Genomic DNA, 16,487 nt, shown 5'->3' with positions numbered 1-16,487 from the left:
CCAGCGCTGAGCCTAGATCAGCGGCGTCTGCGACGAGACGTGGTGGCAGACGATCTTCCAGTCGCCGTCCTCGCGCGCGATCACCCAGGTGATCTTGACGGCGAGCGAGGGCGCATCGCCGTCGAGGAAGAATGACGCGATGCCCGCCATGTTGACGAGATCGGCGTTGACCCGCTCTGCCCTGACATCGCTGAATTGAACGCGCGGCGCGCGCCAGCGCGGCAGACCGTCAAAGTAGGCTTTGACGCCGTCGCGGCCGCGATACAGCGTCGGGTTCGAGCCGAAGAAGAACGCGCTCTTCGAATAGAGCGCGCTTAACGCATTCGCATCGAGCCTGCTGAAACCCGCCGACCATCTGGCGATGATGGCGGAGACGATCTCGTCGGATTCATCAGGCATCGATCCCCCGTCCGCTTGTCCGCTCGGGACGCGCTTCCTCTCGGCTAGCCCTTGCCGCCGACTTCCTTGGCGAAGGTGTCGCGCAGGCCGATGGTGCGGTTGAACACCAGCCGGTCCGGCGTCGAATCCGCATCGCGCACGAAATAGCCCTGCCGCTCGAACTGCACCGGATCGGGCGAATTACTCTCGGCGATCGCCGGCTCGACGCGCGCATCCTTCAGCACTTCGAGCGACTGCGGATTGAGGTCGGCGGCGAAATCGGCCGCGTTCGGGCTCGGATTGGCGAACAGCTGGTTGTAGATACGGACCTCCGCCGGCTTCGACTGCGCCGCCGGCAACCAGTGCATCGTCGCCTTGACCTTGCGGCCGTCGGGCGCGTTGCCGCCCTTGGTTAGGGGATCGTAGGTCGCGCGGAGTTCGACGATCTCGCCGGCGTCGTTCTTCACCACGCCGGTGCATTTGATGAAGTAGGCATAGCGCAGCCGCACCTCGTTGCCGGGCGAGAGGCGGTAGAACTTCTTCGGCGGATTCTCCATGAAGTCGTCGCGCTCGATATAGAGCTCGCGGCCGAACGCGATCTTGCGGGTGCCGGCTTCCGGATTGTCGGGATGGTTGATCGCCTCGATCTCCTCGACCTGCCCTTCCGGATAATTCTCGATCACCACCTTGAGCGGCCGCAGCACCGCCATCCGGCGCAGCGCCGTGCGGTTCAGCTCCTCGCGGATGCAGAATTCGAGCATCCCGACATCGACCACGCTGTTGGCCTTGGCGACGCCGATGCGCTTGATGAATTCGCGCACAGCGGCCGGCGGCACGCCGCGCCGCTTCAAGCCGGCAATGGTCGGCATGCGCGGATCGTCCCAGCCCGAGACATGGCCGTCACGGACGAGCTGGGTCAGCACGCGCTTGGACAGCAGCGTATAGGTCAGGTTGAGCCGTGCCATTTCGTACTGGCGCGGCTTCGAAGGCACCGGCAGCTTGTCGAGCAGCCACTCATAGAGCGGGCGGTGATCCTCGAACTCCAGCGTACAGATCGAATGGGTGATGCCCTCGATCGCGTCCGACTGGCCGTGCGCGTAATCGTAGCTCGGATAGATCGACCATTTGTCGCCGGTGCGCGGATGATGGGCGTGCAAGATGCGGTAGAGCACCGGGTCGCGCAGGTTGATGTTGCCCGCGGCCATGTCGATCTTGGCGCGCAGCACGCGGGCGCCATTCGAGAACTCCCCGGCCTTCATGCGGCGGAACAGGTCGAGGTTCTCCTCGACCGAGCGGTCGCGGAACGGCGAGTTCTTGCCGGGCTCGGTCAGCGTGCCGCGGGAAGTGCGGATCTCCTCCTGGGACTGATCGTCGACATAGGCATAGCCGGCCTTGATCAGGCCCTCGGCCCAATCGTACAGGCGCTCGAAATAGTCCGACGCATAGAACAGGTTGGCTCCCCAGTCGTAGCCGAGCCAATGGACGTCGGCCTGGATGGAGTCGATGTACTCCTGCTCCTCCTTGGTCGGATTGGTGTCGTCGAAGCGCAAATTGCACTGGCCGCCGAACTCCTGCGCGATGCCGAAATTCAGGGCAATCGACTTGGCGTGGCCGATATGCAGGTAGCCGTTCGGCTCCGGCGGGAAACGGGTCACGATCCGGTTGTGCTTGTGGGAGGAGAGATCGGCCTGGACGATGTCGCGGATGAAGTCGCGCCCTGCCTCTGCCGTCGTGTCAGTCGTCATCAAAGGGTTCCCTGGAGGAGTCAGCTCAACCTTCTGCCAAATTCGTGCCGTCCGGCCAAGCCTGGTTTCAAGTCTGGTTTGAGGCCTGGTTTGGTGGGCAAAAGGTCAGCCGGGGGTTTAGTTATGTCCGGTTCCTGATATACACCACCGCCGTCTCAGCATACGTCTCGCTCGATCATGACCAAACCCGTCGTTACCCGCTTCGCCCCCTCACCGACCGGCTTCCTCCATATCGGAGGTGCCCGCACCGCGCTGTTCAACTGGCTCTATGCCAGGAAGCTCGGCGGCAAGATGCTGCTCCGGATCGAGGACACCGACCGTGAGCGCTCGACCAAGGAGGCGATCGACGCCATCCTGGACGGCCTGAAGTGGCTCGAGCTCGATTGGGACGGCGAGGTCATCTACCAGTTCAGCCGCGCTGCCCGCCATCGCGAGGTCGCCGAGAGCCTGCTCGCCGCCGGGCGCGCCTATTACTGCTATGCCTCGCCGGAAGAGCTCACCGCGATGCGCGAGAAGGCGCGCGCCGAGGGCCGCACCCGCCTCTATGACGGCATGTGGCGCGACCGCGATCCGGCCACGGCGCCCGACGGCATCAAGCCGACCATCCGCCTCAAGGCGCCGCAGACCGGCGAAACCGTGATCGAGGACCAGGTGCAGGGCCGCGTGGTCTGGCAGAACGAGAACCTCGACGACCTCGTCCTGCTGCGCGGCGACGGCACCCCGACCTACATGCTCGCGGTCGTGGTCGACGACCACGATATGGGCGTCACTCACATCATCCGTGGCGACGACCACCTGATCAACGCCGCGCGTCAGAAGCAGATCTACGACGCGCTGGAGTGGGAACTGCCGAGCATGTCCCACATTCCGCTGATCCACGGTCCCGACGGCTCGAAACTGTCGAAGCGCCATGGCGCGCTCGGCGTCGACGCCTACCGCGCGCTCGGCTACCTGCCGGCCGCCTTGCGCAACTACCTCGTCCGGCTCGGCTGGAGCCATGGCGATCAGGAGATCTTCTCGACCCAGGAGATGATCGACGCGTTCGACCTCTCGGGCATCGGCCGTTCTGCGGCACGGTTCGATTTCGCCAAGCTGGAGAACCTCAACGGTCACTATATCCGGCAGAGCGACGATCAATCCCTCGTGACCCAGTTCGAGAGCGTGTTGGATTATGTTCCCGAGGGCGCCGCGCTGAAGGCCAAGCTCAACGACACCACCCGCGCGCAATTGCTGCGGGCGATGCCGAGCCTGAAGGAGCGCGCCAAGACGCTGATCGAGCTGATCTCGGGCGCCTACTTCATCTTCGCCGATCGTCCGCTCGCGCTCGATCCGAAAGCTGTGGCGCTGCTGACGCCGGAAACGCGTGCGATGATCGGCCGCCTGCGCACCGCGCTGGAAGCCGTCAACGACTGGACAGCGGAAACCACCGAGACCGCGATGCGGAATTTCGCCGAGCAGAACAACCTGAAACTCGGCGCCGTCGCCCAGCCGCTTCGGGTGGCACTGACGGGACGCACGACGTCGCCGGGCATATTCGACGTGCTGGCCGTGCTGGGACGCCAGGAGTGCCTTGCCCGTCTCGCCGATCAGGCGGCGTGATCCTGCATGGACCCCCTCCAGGGTCCATCTTGCAGCGCACATGGCAATGAGCTACCCAATTCCGGACGCTTTCTCCACAAGCCGTTCCGCCCCGCCATGGGCCGCAATTTAGCGACTGGGCAAGGTCGGTTTTCGCAACGAATTCATCGGGGATATCACGATGGACGCAAAATCCAGCAAGACAGCCACACTCACCATCGGCAACAAGAACTACGATTTCCCGATCCTGAGCGGCACGGTTGGGCCTGATGTCATCGACATCGCCAAGCTCTACGGCCAGGCCGGGGTGTTCACCTACGACCCCGGCTTCACCTCGACCGGCAGCTGCCAGTCGAAGATCACCTACATCGACGGCGACGCCGGCGTGCTCGAGTACCGTGGCTATCCGATAGAGCAGCTCGCCGAGCACGGCGACTTCCTCGAGACCTGCTACCTGCTGCTGTACGGGGATCTTCCGACCCCGGCGCAGAAGAAGGACTTCGACCATCGCGTGATCCATCACACGATGGTGCATGAGCAGATGGCGCGGTTCTTCCAGGGCTTCCGCCGCGACGCTCATCCGATGGCGATCATGGTCGCCGCCGTCGGCGCGCTCGCCGCGTTCTATCACGACTCCACCGACATCAACGATCCGCGTCAGCGCATGATCGCCTCGATGCGGATGATCGCGAAGGTGCCGACGCTGGCGGCGATGGCCTACAAGTACACGGTCGGCCAGCCCTTCGTGTATCCGAAGAACTCGCTCTCGTTTGCCGAGAACTTCCTCAACATGTGCTTCGCGGTGCCCTGCGAGGACTACAAGATCAACCCGGTGCTCGCCGACGCGCTCGACAAGATCTTCATCCTGCACGCCGACCACGAGCAGAACGCCTCGACCTCGACGGTACGCATCGCCGGCTCGTCGGGCGCCAACCCGTTCGCCTGCATCGCGGCAGGCATCGCCTGCCTGTGGGGCCCGGCGCATGGCGGCGCCAACGAGGCCGCGCTCAACATGCTCTACGGCATCGGCAAGGTCGAAAACATTCCGGACTTCATCGCCAAGGTGAAGGACAAGAACAGCGAAGTTCGCCTGATGGGCTTCGGCCACCGCGTCTACAAGAACTACGATCCGCGCGCCAAGATCATGCAGAAGATGTGTCACGCGGTGCTGAAGGAGACCGGCCACGGCGACGATCCGATGCTCAAGGTCGCGATGGAGCTCGAGAAGATCGCGCTCAGCGATCCCTACTTCATCGATCGCAAGCTCTACCCGAACGTCGACTTCTATTCGGGCATCACGCTGAAGGCGATGGGCTTCCCGGTCTCGATGTTCACCGTGTTGTTCGCGGTCGCCCGCACCGTCGGCTGGATCAGCCAGTGGAGCGAGATGATCGAGGACCCGCAGCAGAAGATCGGCCGTCCGCGCCAGCTCTACACCGGCGTCGCACGCCGCGACTATGTGCAGATCGACAGGCGCAAGTAAGCTGCATCGCTGAAGCGAATCCGGGACGGCGCCATCATTCCTGATGGCGCCGTTTTCGTTTGCCCCGCGCGACTTCGGTCGCGATCGCGTCAAGGCGCGGCAGCCAGAACGCCCTGAACCGGTCGAGCCAGTCGTCGACCTCGCGCAGCCGCGCCGACTCGACCGCATAGATGCGGCGCGTGCCCTCGGCACGCACCGACGCGAAACCGGCGTCCCGCAAGATCCGCAGCTGCTGCGACACCGCCGACTGGGTGATGCCGAACTCGCGCTGCACGACCGCAACGACGTCGCCCGAACTGTGCTCGCCGGTCGCAAGCAGTTCCAGGATGCGCCGGCGGACGGGATCGCCGAGGATGTCGAAGGCGTGCAAGGTCGCTAAAGCGCGATGAGACTGCATCGTCATCCCGCTTTAGCTCTTCGTTTGAGCATGATCTCCGCGCAAACGCTTCGCGTTTGTCGCGAGGGAAAACCGCTTCACACTTTTCCGGATCATGCTCTAGCCTCCGCTCCCCGGCTCCGGCTCGCCGCAATAGGCCGCCGTGGTGTTTGCGGCCGATCTGCGCGCCGCAGCCTCCTCGGTGCCCGCCGCGATCGAGGCCCTGCACCAGTCCTCGCTGGCGCGGCGGATGAATTCCTTGCCGTCGCCGGTGGCTGGCCAGGCGGACGCGGCGGCGCGGTCGAATTCCTCGCCGGGCGGCATGGCCAGATAGAGCGCGAGCCCTAGGAGCGCGAGATCCCAGCCGACGCCGACCGCACCGGCCCCGTAGCGGTCCCAGAAGTCGCCCTCGATCACCGAGAGGTGTTCCAATTCCAGGCGCGTGGCGTCCGGGCCATTCTCGGCCAGCGTGACGCTAACCCAGCTGACCGTGCCCATGGACTCCCACGTGACGGCAAGCCGGCGCGGTGGCTCACACGTCGTGATCTCGCCGCCCGCATGGCCCTGGAACTGATAGCGGCCGCCAAGCCTCAGGTCACCCGAGATCGGCAGGAACCAGCGCGGAATGCGTTCGGGGTTGGTCAGCACATCCCAGAGATCGGCAATGTCGGTGTCGTAGCTGCGGGTCGCGATCACCGCCCGGGCCGGCTTGCCGTCGCGTTCCCGGAAGGCGACTTCGCGAATGACGGCTCCGAGATAGGCGACCGGGTCGATCTTCATGGCATGCTCCGTCCTAATATTAGCTATTGCTAATATTAGGACGGTCTAAATATTCAGCGCAAGCGAGATCCTTGCGGCGGGATGTCGCCACTGAACTGAACGAGGACACGATCGATTGGCTAGGCCGAACGGCGGCCCATTTCCGCCAGCACGATGTCGGCGGCGCGGACGCTCGGCGGCTGGTCGCCGGTCGACATCTTCCCGTCCATCGTCGCGAACCCCACGAGCTGCCGCAGACGATCGGGCGAATCCGCAAGCACGTCGCCCAGCGCCGCCGCGAGCTTGTCCGGCGTGCAGTCCTCCTGCAGGAACTCGGGAATGATATCGCTGCCGATCACGAGATTGGCGAGGATCACCGAGGACACCCGGATCGCGCGGCGCAGGATGAACGCCTCGGCGGCGCCGACGCGATAGGCCGTCACCATGGGAATCCCTGACAGCGCGAGCTCCAGCGTCACCGTGCCCGACTTCGCGAGCGCAGCGCGGGCGACACGGAACGCGGCGCGCTTCTCGGTCTCGCCGATCGCGAGCCGCGGCACCACCGGCCACGACGCGACGCCCTCGCGCACCATCGCCTCGAGATGCGGCATGGTGGGAAGCACGAGCTCGAACGGCGTTTGCTTGTTGAGCTGGCCGAGCGCCGCGCCGAACAGCGCCAGATGATGCCTGATCTCGCTGCGCCGGCTTCCGGGCAATACCAGCAGCACCGGAGGCTGCGCATCGCGCCGCTTCTGCTCGTCCTCGTTCGGGCGCAGCGTGGCGAGCTGCTCGGTCAGGGGGTGGCCGACATAGCTGCACGGCGGTCCCTGCAGCTTGCGATATTCCTCCGGCTCGAACGGCAGCAGCGCGAGCACGTGGTCGACATAGCCCCGCATCGCGCGCGCCCTGCCCGGCCGCCAGGCCCAGACCGACGGCGACACGTAGTCGACGATCGGAATGTTCGGATTGCGGGCGCGGACACGACGGGCGACGCGGTGGGTGAAATCGGGGCTGTCGATGATGACGAGCATGTCAGGCGCGTCGGCGAACACGGCATCGGCGGTGCGCCGGATCAATCGCAGGATTCTCGGCAATTGCTTCACGACGGCGGCAAAGCCCATGATCGAGAGCTCTTCGATCGGAAACAGCGGGACGATTCCCTGAGCAGTCATCGCCCGGCCGCCGACGCCGGAAAACTGCACGGCATCGCCGAGCCGCTGGCGCAGCACCTGCATCAGTGCCGCGCCGAGGCGGTCGCCGGATTCCTCGGTCGCGATGAGGAAGATCTTGCGAGTGGTGCTGGGGCTGCGCTCCTGCATCAGCCCGCCAGCCCGATGACAAACAGCCCCTTGGCGTCGGCGGCCTCGACCAGGGCCTGCGGCTCGGCGGCCAGCGTATTGCCGGCGATCACGGCGATGCCGGCGATACCGGCTGCTGCCGCGCCCTCGACCGTCCGCGGGCCGATGGTCGGCAGATCAAAGCGCAGATCCTGCCGGCTCTTCGGCGCCTTCACCAGCACGCCGCGGCCGGCCTTGGCGCGAATGCGGCCCTCGGCGCGCAGCCGCGCGACGCGCGCGAGCAGCCCGTCGGTGCCCTCGATATCCTCGACCGCCACCACATGACCGTCGATCACCACGGCCGCCTGACCGATGTCGAACGGGCCGAGCGCGTCGAGCACACCACGTCCGCGCGCGATGTCGGCGAGTGCCGTGCCGTCGGGCGCCGCGAGCGTCACGGCACCCTCCGGCATCAAGAGATCGGGCGCGACATCCTTGATCCCGACCATGCGGAAGCCCTGCTGCTCGAGGATGCGGCCAACGCTCGACAGCAAATGATCGTCGCCGCCGCGAAATGCGCGCACGACGTGGCCGAGCAGGCGCAGCGTGCCCCAGTCGAGCCGGATCTCCGACAGCGCGGGCCGCACCAGGGTGCCGATGAAGATCAGATCGCGGCAGCCTTCGTCGCGGAACAGCCGGGTCGCCCGCCCGAGCTGGCCGACCGAGATCCAGCGGTGACGAAACCGCTGCGCGCGCGCCGGATCGCAGGCGCCGCGCAGCGCGAACAGCACTGGCGTGATGCCGCGCGCAACCAGGGAGTCGGCGACCGCGAACGGCATGGCGCCGCCGCCGGCGATGACGCCGACCGGCGAGGAAAGCGAGGGAGCCGCTGACGTCATGCTGGCGGCCATCCCCTGCTCAATTGGTATCGGCGGGAAGGCAGAGCGGGCGCAGCTTGCCGCCCTCGATGAAGGCCAGGATTTCCGCAATCGCCGGATCCTCGCCCGCCAGCGGCTGCACCGAAGCGAGCCGCTCGGCGAAGATGCCGGGACCGTGGAACAGCTTTTGATAGAACGCGCGCACCGTCGCCAGCCGCGCCTTGGTGAACTGGCGGCGCCGCATGCCGATGATGTTGAGTCCTTCGAGAACCGCGTACTGACCGTTGGCGAGGCCGAACGGGATGATGTCGCCGCGCACGCCGCAGACGCCGCCGATCATCACCTGCGAGCCGACGCGGGTGAACTGGTGCACAGCCGACAGGCCGCCGATATAGACGAAGTCGCCGATCTCGCAGTGGCCGCCGAGCGTCGCCGACGTCGCGAAGATCACGCCATTGCCGACCATGCAGTCATGGCCGACATGGCTGTTGTTCATGAAGAAGCCGCGATCGCCGACGCGCGTGAGCCCGCCGCCCTTGACCGTGCCGACATTCATCGTCACGCCCTCGCGGATCGTGCAGGCTTCGCCGACTTCGAGGCGGGTCGGCTCGCCGCGATAGCTGAGATCCTGCGGCGGCCCGCCGAGCGCTGCGAACGGCGAGATGATGCAGCCGGCGCCGATCCTGGTATGCCCGCTGATCGTGACATGCGCGATCAGCTTGCAGTTCTCACCGAGCACGACGTTGGGGCCGACGATGCAGTACGGACCGATCTCGGTGCCGGCCCCGATCACAGCGCCATCGGCAATCCGCGCAGTCGGGTCGATCATGCTCATGAAATTTCGGTCCGGAATTCGTTAATGGCGCCAAGGTGCTATCGAGGCGCCAGCCTATCGATTGGGGCGGTCGTTAGCGCGACTTTGCCCGCCCTGTCCAGTGACGTATGATGACGGCCTGTTGCAAGAGAAGGTCGCAACCGAACCATGGTCCGGGCCGCCGCGCTGATCCTCAGCCTGCTCTCTGCGCCAATCGGCCCGGAGACGGTCGATCTCGGCAACAGCACGGCGGTCGATCTCTCGAGCTTCGAATGCCACGACATCAACCGCAGCACGATCGTCCAGCGGGTCTGCTACAGCACGGATCAACGCGCGCTGCTGGTGGCGGTCAGAGGCAGCTACCAGCATTATTGCGGCGTCCCTGCCGAAACCTACGACGCGCTGATGAACGCACCGTCGATGGGCATCTTCCTCAATCGCGTCCTGCGGATCGCGGGCGCGGACGGCCGCTACACCTGCACCACGTCGTGAGACCGGCGCGGCCTAATCCGTCAGCATCGCACCGACATCGGCTTCGGCGACGACCTGACCGTTGACCTTGGCATCGCCGTGAAACCACCACATCGTCTTGCGCCGGCCGAGCGAGCGCATGTGATACTCGATGGTGTCGCCGGGCATCACCGGCTTCCGGAACTTGCACTTGTCGATGGTGAGGAAATACACCGCGCGCGGCTTCTCGGTGCCCTCGACCGACTTGATGCCGATGACGCCGGCGGTCTGGGCCATCGCCTCGATCATCATCACGCCGGGGTAGACCGGGCGATCCGGGAAGTGACCCTGGAACGGCGGCTCGTTGAAGGTGACGTTCTTGATGCCGATGCCGCTGTAGTCGGTGCGGATCTTGATCACCCGGTCGATCAGCAACATCGGAAAGCGATGCGGAAGCGTCTTCAGGATATCGTTGATATCCACCAGCTCGAATTTGACCGGTGCCTCCTCCATCACTCCTGCCCCTCACCTTTGGCTTCGTTGTCGCGCACCAGACGCTCCACTGCGATAATTTCCCTGAACCACTGCTTGGTCGGCTTGGCGAAATGCCCGCCCCACCGACCGTTGGCCGGGATATCGTCCTTGACCGCGCTCATCGCCGTCACCTGGGCGCCGTCGCCGATCTTGAGGTGGTTGTTGATGCCCACCTTGGCGCCGAGCGCGACATTGTCGCCGATGGTCAGGCTGCCGGCGAGCCCGATCTGGGCCGCCAGCAGGCAGTGCCGGCCGATCGTCACATTGTGGCCGATCTGGACCTGATTGTCGATTTTGGTGCCCTCGCCGATCACGGTGTCGCGCAGGGAACCGCGGTCGATGGTCGAGGCGGCGCCGACCTCGACATTGTTCTGGATCACCACGCGGCCGGTCTGCGGCACCTTCACATGGCCGGCCGGCCCGAAGAAGATGAAGCCGTAGCCGTCCTGGCCGATATTGCAGCCGGGATGGATCAGGACGTTGTTGCCGATCAGCGCGAACTGAATGGTGGTCTTGGCGCCGACATTGCAGTCGCGGCCGATCTTGACATCGGCCCCGATCACCGCGCCGGCGCCGATGATGGTGCCCGAGCCGATCTCGACCCGCGGGCCGATCACGACCAGCGGATCGACGATGACGCCGTCCTCGAGGCGCGCGGTGGGATCGATGATCGCCGACGGCGCGATCCCCTCGGTGTCGAACCAGGATTGCGGCCGCAGGGCATCGGCGTGCCATTCGCGGGCGAGCTCGACGAACACCTGGAACGGCTTCGCCGCCCGCAGCACGGCCGTGCCCTTCGGCACCTGCGCCTCGAAGCGCGGGCTGACCAGACACGCCCCGGCCTTGGTCGCGGCAAGCTGGTCGGCGTATTTCAGATTGTCGAAAAAGGCGAGATGCATCGGACCGGCCTCGTCGAGCGAGGCCAGCCCCCTGATCTGAAGCGCGCCCCTTTCGGGGTCGACCAGTTGCGCCTTCGTCAGCGCGGCTATTTCAGCCAGCGATGACGAAGGAGGACTCTTGTAGAAGATCGGCTGCGCCATTCCATCCGTCGCAGTCCGGTTGGCAATCGGTCTTAGAACGTCGTACCGCCGCCAAACCGGAATTCTTGCGTGCGGTCAAACGCACCCTTGGTCAGCGGCACCGCGTAGTCGAAGCGCAGCGGGCCGAACGGTGACTGCCAGATCAGGCCGACACCGACCGAGGTGCGGACAACCTTGCTGTCGTCGTAGCTCAGGCCAAGGCACGTACCCGGAGACGGCGGATTGTTCGTCGGCCTGACACAGCCAGGCACGTTGACTTCGCCGGTCGCCGCCCACGAGGTCGGGCCCTGGTAGTCGTACAGCCCGCCGGCGTCGGCATAGACCGCGCCCTTGAGCCCGACTTCCTTCGGCAGGAACCAGAACGGCATCTGCAGTTCCGCCGACACGCCCCAGTACTTGGTGCCGCCGATGGCATCCATGGTGCCGTACGGGTTGATGTCACGCGGACCGATACCGTTCGGCGCGAAGCCGCGCACCAGGTTCGGGCCCATCTGGAAGTGATCGAGCATGCGCAGATCCGAGGTCCCGAGCTTGTTCAGGATGCCGCCCTGGGCGTGGATCACGCCGACGATGTCGGAGACCAGCGGGGTGTAGTACTTCGCGTCGATCGCGGTCTTGATGTAGCTGACGTCACCGCCAACACCGGCGAAGTCCTGCTTGAAGTCGACGATCAGACCGTCGGTCGGGTTCTTGTTGTTGTCGAGCGTGTTGTAGTTGAGCGTGTAACCCAGCGCCGATGTGAGGGTCTTGCCGCCCGCCAGCTCCTTGCGGACCGGCAGCGAGGCTTCGCCGTCAAAGAAGCAGCCGAGACCATTGGTCGACACCAGGCTGATCCCGTTCAGGTTCGCATAGGCCGGGCTCGGATTGAACGCGGGGTTGGGCGTTCCATCCGGCAGGGTCGGCACGTTGTTACAGTTGTTCAGCGTCGACGGCAGGGTGATTTCCTGCTGGTAGATCGAGTAGCGCAGCTGCAGCGACAGATCTTCCCGCAGGCTGAAGCCGAGCCGCGGGCTGAAGCCCAGCGTCTTGGTGCCGTAGGCGATGTAGCTGTTGGACAGCTGCTGGCGCTGATAGAGGTCGAGGCCGAGCGCGACGCGGTAGTCGAGCAGATAGGGCTCGACGAACGACAGCGAGTAGCCGCGGGCATACTGGCCGTAGGTCACCGACGCCTTCGCGTACAGGCCGCGGCCGAGCAGGTTGCGTTCGGAGACGCTGACTTCGGCCAGCGCGCCGTCGGTGGTCGAGTAGCCGCCCGACACCGAGAAGTCGCCGGTCGATTTCTCCTCGAGATCGACGATCAGGATGACGCGATCGCTGGAGGAGCCCGGCTCGGTGGTGATCTTCACCGTCTTGAAGAAGTCGAGGTTCTTCAGCCGGCGCTCGGCGCGGTCGACCAGCGCACGGTTGTAGGCGTCGCCTTCCGAGATATCGAACTCGCGGCGGATCACGTAGTCGCGGGTACGGCTGTTGCCGCGGATGTTGATGCGCTCGATATAGGTGCGCGGACCTTCGTCGATCGCGAAGGTGATCGACACCGTGTGATTGTCGAAGTTGCGATCACCGCGCGGCCGGACCACCGCGAATGCGTAGCCGCGGCGCGATGCCTCGATCTGCATCTCCTCGACCGACTTCTCCAGCGCCTCGGCGTTGTAGAGCGAGCCGACATTGACGCGCGAGTAGGTGCGCAGCGCGTTCGGGTCGAGCGTTGCGATCGACGACGTATAGTTGACCGACGCGACGCGGTACTGCTGGCCTTCCTCGATCTTGAAGGTAACCAGGAAGCCCTTCTTCTCGGGATCGTATTCGGTCAGCGCGGCCACGACCTGGACGTCGGCATAGCCGTTCTTGAGATAGAAGCGACGCAGCAGGTCGCGATCGGCCTCGACCCGGTCGGGATCGTAGACGTCGTTGCCGCCGAGGAAGCTCAGGATGTTCGATTCGCGGGTCTTGATGACGTCGCGCAGACGGGACGCCGAATAGGCGCTGTTGCCGATGAACTCGATCGACCGGACGCCGGTCTTCACGCCTTCATTGACCTCGAAGATCAGGTCGACGCGGTTGTTCGGCTGCTCGATGATCTGCGGATTGACCCGCACGTCATAGCGGCCGGACCGACGGTAGATTTCGGCGATGCGCAGGGCGTCCGACTGGACCATCGGGCGCGAGAACGTGCCGCGCGGCTTGGACTGAACTTCAGCGGTGAGCTGCTCGTCCTTGATCTTCTTGTTGCCCTCGAAGGCAACGCGGCCGATCACCGGGTTCTCGACCACGACCACGACGAGGCGCCCGCCCCGTTGGTCGATATGGACGTCCTGAAACAGGCCGGTCTCGATCAGCGCCTTCAGACCGTCGTCGATCTGGGCCTGGGCCAGCCGACCGCCCGGTCCGGGATGGAAGTAGGAGCGGATGGTTTCAAGCTCGACACGGCGGTTCCCCTCCACCGTGATCGAATCGACGGTCTGCGCCGACGCAGGCACAGACACAGCTACGGTCGCCAAGGTGGCAACCACCGGCGCGGCGAACATGACCAAGGCGGCGAACAGCCCCCCCCTCACTCGCATTCCAAACATCATGCGCAATGCGCCCTTATCTTAACGATGCCAGATCGTTCCCCAACGACCCGACAGATTCCCAACCTGCCGCTCAGCTTGTAACCAAATTTGCCAAGGGGGCAAACTTACTAGAGCTGAACATTTCCATTTTCGTTCCAAGACGTTGCCCATTGGCAACGCCACAAAAAAGCCCGTTTCAGGACCCGGCGATCCTGAGGATGTCGTTATACGTCGCAAACACCATCAGCATCAGGACCAGACCCAGCCCGATTCGGAAACCCACCTCCTGCGTCCGCTCCGAGAGCGGGCGTCCCCGCAGCGCCTCCGCGCTGTAGAAAAGCAGGTGTCCGCCATCCAAAAGCGGGATCGGAAACAGGTTCAGCAGGCCGATCGAGACCGACAGGATGGCGCAAAGGTTGATCACGAACTGGAACCCGGCGCTCGCGGCCTGCCCCGACAGCTTCGCGATTCCAATGACGCCGCTCACCTCGGCCGGATTGCCGGTTCCAACGAACAGCGACCCCAGGAACTTGAACGTGCTGGAAATGATGTACCAAACCTGCTCGACGCCGATCTTGAGGGCCTCCAGCACGCCGACCGAGGCGCTGGTCGCTTCGCCGACCTGAGCCTTGTGCTCGATTCCGAGCACGCCGATTCGGTGGGCATTGCCGAAGGGGTCCTTGACCTCCCGGAGCGCCGGCGTCGCCTTGAGCGCGACAATCGCACCATCGCGCTTCACCTTGAATCCAAGCTCTGAACCAGCATTCGAAGCTACAATCCGCTGCATGTCGGCGAAGCTCTGGATCGCGCTGCCGTCGATATCCACGACGACATCGCCGACCTTGAAGCCGGCGTTCGCGGCGACGCTTTCGGCCACTAGGCCGTCGACCCGGGCAATCGTGCTCGGCTTGCCGTAGTAGAGCGCCATGCCCGCGAAAATCAGGGCGCCGAGAATGAAGTTCGCCACCGGGCCGGCCGCAACGATGGCGGTGCGCTTTCCGACCGATTTGTGATGGAAGCTGCCTTCACGCTCTTCCGCCGTCATGGCGGCGAGCGTCTCGGTGGACGGCGTCGAAGCCTCGCTGTCGTCGCCGAAGAATTTGACGTAACCGCCGAGCGGAATCGCCGAGATCTTCCAGCGCGTGCCATGCCGGTCGTTGAAGCCGGCGAGCTCCGGGCCGAAGCCCAGCGAGAACGTCAACACCTTCACGCCGGCCCAGCGCGCGACCAGGAAGTGGCCGAGCTCATGGAAGAAGACGACGATGGTCAGGACGAAGAGGAAGGGAACGATGGTACCGAGAAGCCCATGACTCAACGCATTGATACTATGAATAAAATACTCGGGCATTCGATTTTCCCTCGACAAGAGCCAAAGGCTCCGTCCCCAACCCTCTAGGTTGCCTTTAAGGCAATTTGAGGCAATAGGGCGGCAGCTTTATTTCGCGCGATATGGTCAACGGAAATCGCATCATCCGCCGAGTGCAGTGGTGGCTGGTTCCCTGACTTGATCCAATCGTTCATCGTCGCCTCGACCAGCCGGGCGATCGCGCCGAACTTGATCTTGCCGGCGATAAACGCGGCGACCGCGATCTCGTTCGCAGCGTTGTAGACCGTCGTCGTGCCGTGCCCCATCCGCAACGCCTCGTAGGCCAGCCGCAGCCCCGGGAAGCGCTCAAAATCCGGCGCCTCAAAGGTGAGCTGTCCGATCTTGGCGAGGTCGAGCTTGGCGGACGGGCCGACGACGCGGTCGGGCCAGCCGAGGCAATGCGCGATCGGGATCCGCATATCGGGCGTGCCGAGTTGGGCGACCACCGAGCGATCGGAGAACTCGACCATGCCGTGGATGATCGACTGCGGGTGCACCAGCACGTCGATTTCGTCGGGCGTCAAAGCGAACAGATAGGACGCCTCGATCACCTCGAGACCCTTGTTCATCATCGAGGCGGAATCGATCGTGATCTTCTGCCCCATGCTCCAATTCGGATGCTTCAGCGCCTGTTCCAGCGTCGCCTGCTCGATGTCGGCGGGCGCCCAGGTACGGAACGGGCCGCCGGACGCGGTGATGATCACCCGCGTCAGTTCCTCGCGGTTGCCGGAAGCCAGCGCCTGGAATAGCGCATTGTGCTCGGAGTCCGCCGGCAGGATGCAGGCGCCGGCCTTCCTCGCCCGCTCCATGAAGATATCGCCGGCGCAGACCAAACATTCCTTGTTGGCCAGCGCGACGGTGGCGCCACGATCGACCGCGGCAAGTGCGGGCTTCAGCCCGGCCGCGCCGCTGACCGCCGCCATCACCCAATCGGCCGGCCGCGCGGCCGCTTCGGTGATCGCGCTCTCCCCGGCCCCGCATTCGGTCCGGGTTCCGGCCAGCGCGTCCTTCAGCTCCGAAAGCTTCGCCGGATCGGCAATGGCGGCGAACCGCGCGCCGAATTCCTTGGCCAGCTTGGCGAGGCCCTCGACATTGCTGTTCGCGGTCAGCGCCTCGACCCGGTAGCGGTCGCGCGCGCCGCGCAGCAGATCCATCGTGCTGTCGCCGATCGAGCCGGTGGCACCGAGGACGGTTACAGTCCGCAGGGCGGATGCCGCCGCGGCCTTGTTGTTACGCAACGGAACTGCGCTCATCTCA

15 protein-coding genes are annotated in these 16,487 nt (G+C 64.9%); 3 read left to right on the top strand and 12 right to left on the bottom strand.

All coding sequences use genetic code 11. The features are described 5' to 3' along the window. Nucleotides 1–12: 12 nt before the first annotated feature. Together J2R76_RS06245 and J2R76_RS06240 are read right to left on the bottom strand one after the other, a co-directional pair. Entirely contained in the window at nt 13–399 is a 387-nt protein-coding gene (locus J2R76_RS06245) for a nuclear transport factor 2 family protein (RefSeq protein ID WP_141342153.1), read from the bottom strand. 44 nt (nt 400–443) lie between these two features. Then, complete coding sequence (locus J2R76_RS06240) at nt 444–2,123, bottom strand: glutamine--tRNA ligase/YqeY domain fusion protein (RefSeq protein WP_057016590.1); 1,680 nt, start codon at nt 2,121–2,123, stop codon at nt 444–446. A gap of 177 nt (nt 2,124–2,300) precedes the next feature. Here J2R76_RS06240 and gltX point away from each other — a divergent pair, with 177 nt between their 5' ends. Continuing rightward, nucleotides 2,301–3,722 (top strand): glutamate--tRNA ligase, encoded by a 1,422-nt coding sequence (gene gltX / locus J2R76_RS06235; protein ID WP_168855885.1) that lies wholly within the window; start codon nt 2,301–2,303, stop codon nt 3,720–3,722. 160 nt (nt 3,723–3,882) lie between these two features. Then, the gene (gene gltA, locus J2R76_RS06230; protein ID WP_168855886.1) at nt 3,883–5,184 is read left to right on the top strand and encodes a citrate synthase; all 1,302 of its coding nucleotides are present in this window, start codon (nt 3,883–3,885) and stop codon (nt 5,182–5,184) included. Nucleotides 5,185–5,218: 34 nt separating this feature from the next. On the opposite strand, the gene J2R76_RS06225 is transcribed toward gltA, so the two are convergent. From J2R76_RS06225 to lpxA, 5 genes are all read right to left on the bottom strand, one after another. Further along, entirely contained in the window at nt 5,219–5,587 is a 369-nt protein-coding gene (locus J2R76_RS06225) for a helix-turn-helix transcriptional regulator (protein ID WP_253623836.1), read from the bottom strand. 93 nt (nt 5,588–5,680) lie between these two features. Further along, nucleotides 5,681–6,340: an SRPBCC family protein gene (locus tag J2R76_RS06220; RefSeq protein WP_076825392.1), complete on the bottom strand. Its 660-nt coding sequence runs from the start codon at nt 6,338–6,340 to the stop codon at nt 5,681–5,683. Nucleotides 6,341–6,459: 119 nt separating this feature from the next. Then, nucleotides 6,460–7,638 (bottom strand): lipid-A-disaccharide synthase, encoded by a 1,179-nt coding sequence (gene lpxB, locus J2R76_RS06215; RefSeq protein WP_168855887.1) that lies wholly within the window; start codon nt 7,636–7,638, stop codon nt 6,460–6,462. Next, nucleotides 7,638–8,495, bottom strand: a complete 858-nt coding sequence (locus J2R76_RS06210) for an LpxI family protein (RefSeq protein ID WP_159109568.1) — start codon at nt 8,493–8,495, stop codon at nt 7,638–7,640. Before J2R76_RS06210 ends, lpxB begins: the two co-directional genes overlap by 1 nt. Nucleotides 8,496–8,514: 19 nt before the next feature. Further along, the gene (gene lpxA, locus J2R76_RS06205) at nt 8,515–9,309 is read right to left on the bottom strand and encodes an acyl-ACP--UDP-N-acetylglucosamine O-acyltransferase (protein ID WP_028334015.1); all 795 of its coding nucleotides are present in this window, start codon (nt 9,307–9,309) and stop codon (nt 8,515–8,517) included. A gap of 147 nt (nt 9,310–9,456) precedes the next feature. On the opposite strand from lpxA, the gene J2R76_RS06200 reads away from it, so the two are divergent. Further along, on the top strand, nt 9,457–9,780 hold the full coding sequence (locus tag J2R76_RS06200; protein WP_141342145.1) for a KTSC domain-containing protein: 324 nt from the start codon (nt 9,457–9,459) through the stop codon (nt 9,778–9,780). A gap of 12 nt (nt 9,781–9,792) precedes the next feature. Here the strand turns inward: J2R76_RS06200 and fabZ are convergent, their stop codons facing one another. The 5 genes from fabZ to dxr form a co-directional block, all read right to left on the bottom strand. Then, nucleotides 9,793–10,251: a 3-hydroxyacyl-ACP dehydratase FabZ gene (gene fabZ, locus J2R76_RS06195; protein ID WP_016841580.1), complete on the bottom strand. Its 459-nt coding sequence runs from the start codon at nt 10,249–10,251 to the stop codon at nt 9,793–9,795. After that, nucleotides 10,251–11,312: a UDP-3-O-(3-hydroxymyristoyl)glucosamine N-acyltransferase gene (lpxD, locus tag J2R76_RS06190; protein WP_057016499.1), complete on the bottom strand. Its 1,062-nt coding sequence runs from the start codon at nt 11,310–11,312 to the stop codon at nt 10,251–10,253. Before lpxD ends, fabZ begins: the two co-directional genes overlap by 1 nt. Nucleotides 11,313–11,344: 32 nt before the next feature. After that, nucleotides 11,345–13,885 carry an outer membrane protein assembly factor BamA gene (gene bamA, locus J2R76_RS06185; protein WP_057016498.1) on the bottom strand — a complete coding sequence of 847 codons (2,541 nt, stop codon included), beginning with the start codon at nt 13,883–13,885 and terminating at the stop codon, nt 11,345–11,347. 175 nt (nt 13,886–14,060) lie between these two features. Further along, nucleotides 14,061–15,212 (bottom strand): RIP metalloprotease RseP, encoded by a 1,152-nt coding sequence (gene rseP, locus J2R76_RS06180; protein WP_028339659.1) that lies wholly within the window; start codon nt 15,210–15,212, stop codon nt 14,061–14,063. Between the two features lie 44 nt (nt 15,213–15,256). After that, on the bottom strand, nt 15,257–16,483 hold the full coding sequence (dxr, locus tag J2R76_RS06175) for a 1-deoxy-D-xylulose-5-phosphate reductoisomerase (RefSeq protein WP_253623835.1): 1,227 nt from the start codon (nt 16,481–16,483) through the stop codon (nt 15,257–15,259). Nucleotides 16,484–16,487: the final 4 nt, after the last annotated feature.

Origin of the sequence: Bradyrhizobium sp. USDA 4532 (assembly GCF_024171315.1) — a bacterium.
Taxonomy (GTDB): domain Bacteria; phylum Pseudomonadota; class Alphaproteobacteria; order Rhizobiales; family Xanthobacteraceae; genus Bradyrhizobium; species Bradyrhizobium australafricanum.
This window is presented reverse-complemented; position numbering and strand designations above follow the sequence as displayed.

Excerpts from the sequence above, each read along its gene's own strand:
- J2R76_RS06245 (WP_141342153.1), bottom strand. The coding sequence starts at position 399 with ATGCCTGATGAATCCGACGAGATCGTCTCCGCCATCATCGCCAGATGG.
- J2R76_RS06240 (WP_057016590.1), bottom strand. The coding sequence starts at position 2,123 with ATGACGACTGACACGACGGCAGAGGCAGGGCGCGACTTCATCCGCGAC.
- gltX (WP_168855885.1), top strand. The coding sequence starts at position 2,301 with ATGACCAAACCCGTCGTTACCCGCTTCGCCCCCTCACCGACCGGCTTC.
- gltA (WP_168855886.1), top strand. The coding sequence starts at position 3,883 with ATGGACGCAAAATCCAGCAAGACAGCCACACTCACCATCGGCAACAAG.
- J2R76_RS06225 (WP_253623836.1), bottom strand. The coding sequence starts at position 5,587 with ATGACGATGCAGTCTCATCGCGCTTTAGCGACCTTGCACGCCTTCGAC.
- J2R76_RS06220 (WP_076825392.1), bottom strand. The coding sequence starts at position 6,340 with ATGAAGATCGACCCGGTCGCCTATCTCGGAGCCGTCATTCGCGAAGTC.
- lpxB (WP_168855887.1), bottom strand. The coding sequence starts at position 7,638 with ATGCAGGAGCGCAGCCCCAGCACCACTCGCAAGATCTTCCTCATCGCG.
- J2R76_RS06210 (WP_159109568.1), bottom strand. The coding sequence starts at position 8,495 with ATGACGTCAGCGGCTCCCTCGCTTTCCTCGCCGGTCGGCGTCATCGCC.
- lpxA (WP_028334015.1), bottom strand. The coding sequence starts at position 9,309 with ATGAGCATGATCGACCCGACTGCGCGGATTGCCGATGGCGCTGTGATC.
- J2R76_RS06200 (WP_141342145.1), top strand. The coding sequence starts at position 9,457 with ATGGTCCGGGCCGCCGCGCTGATCCTCAGCCTGCTCTCTGCGCCAATC.
- fabZ (WP_016841580.1), bottom strand. The coding sequence starts at position 10,251 with ATGGAGGAGGCACCGGTCAAATTCGAGCTGGTGGATATCAACGATATC.
- lpxD (WP_057016499.1), bottom strand. The coding sequence starts at position 11,312 with ATGGCGCAGCCGATCTTCTACAAGAGTCCTCCTTCGTCATCGCTGGCT.
- bamA (WP_057016498.1), bottom strand. The coding sequence starts at position 13,885 with ATGATGTTTGGAATGCGAGTGAGGGGGGGGCTGTTCGCCGCCTTGGTC.
- rseP (WP_028339659.1), bottom strand. The coding sequence starts at position 15,212 with ATGCCCGAGTATTTTATTCATAGTATCAATGCGTTGAGTCATGGGCTT.
- dxr (WP_253623835.1), bottom strand. The coding sequence starts at position 16,483 with ATGAGCGCAGTTCCGTTGCGTAACAACAAGGCCGCGGCGGCATCCGCC.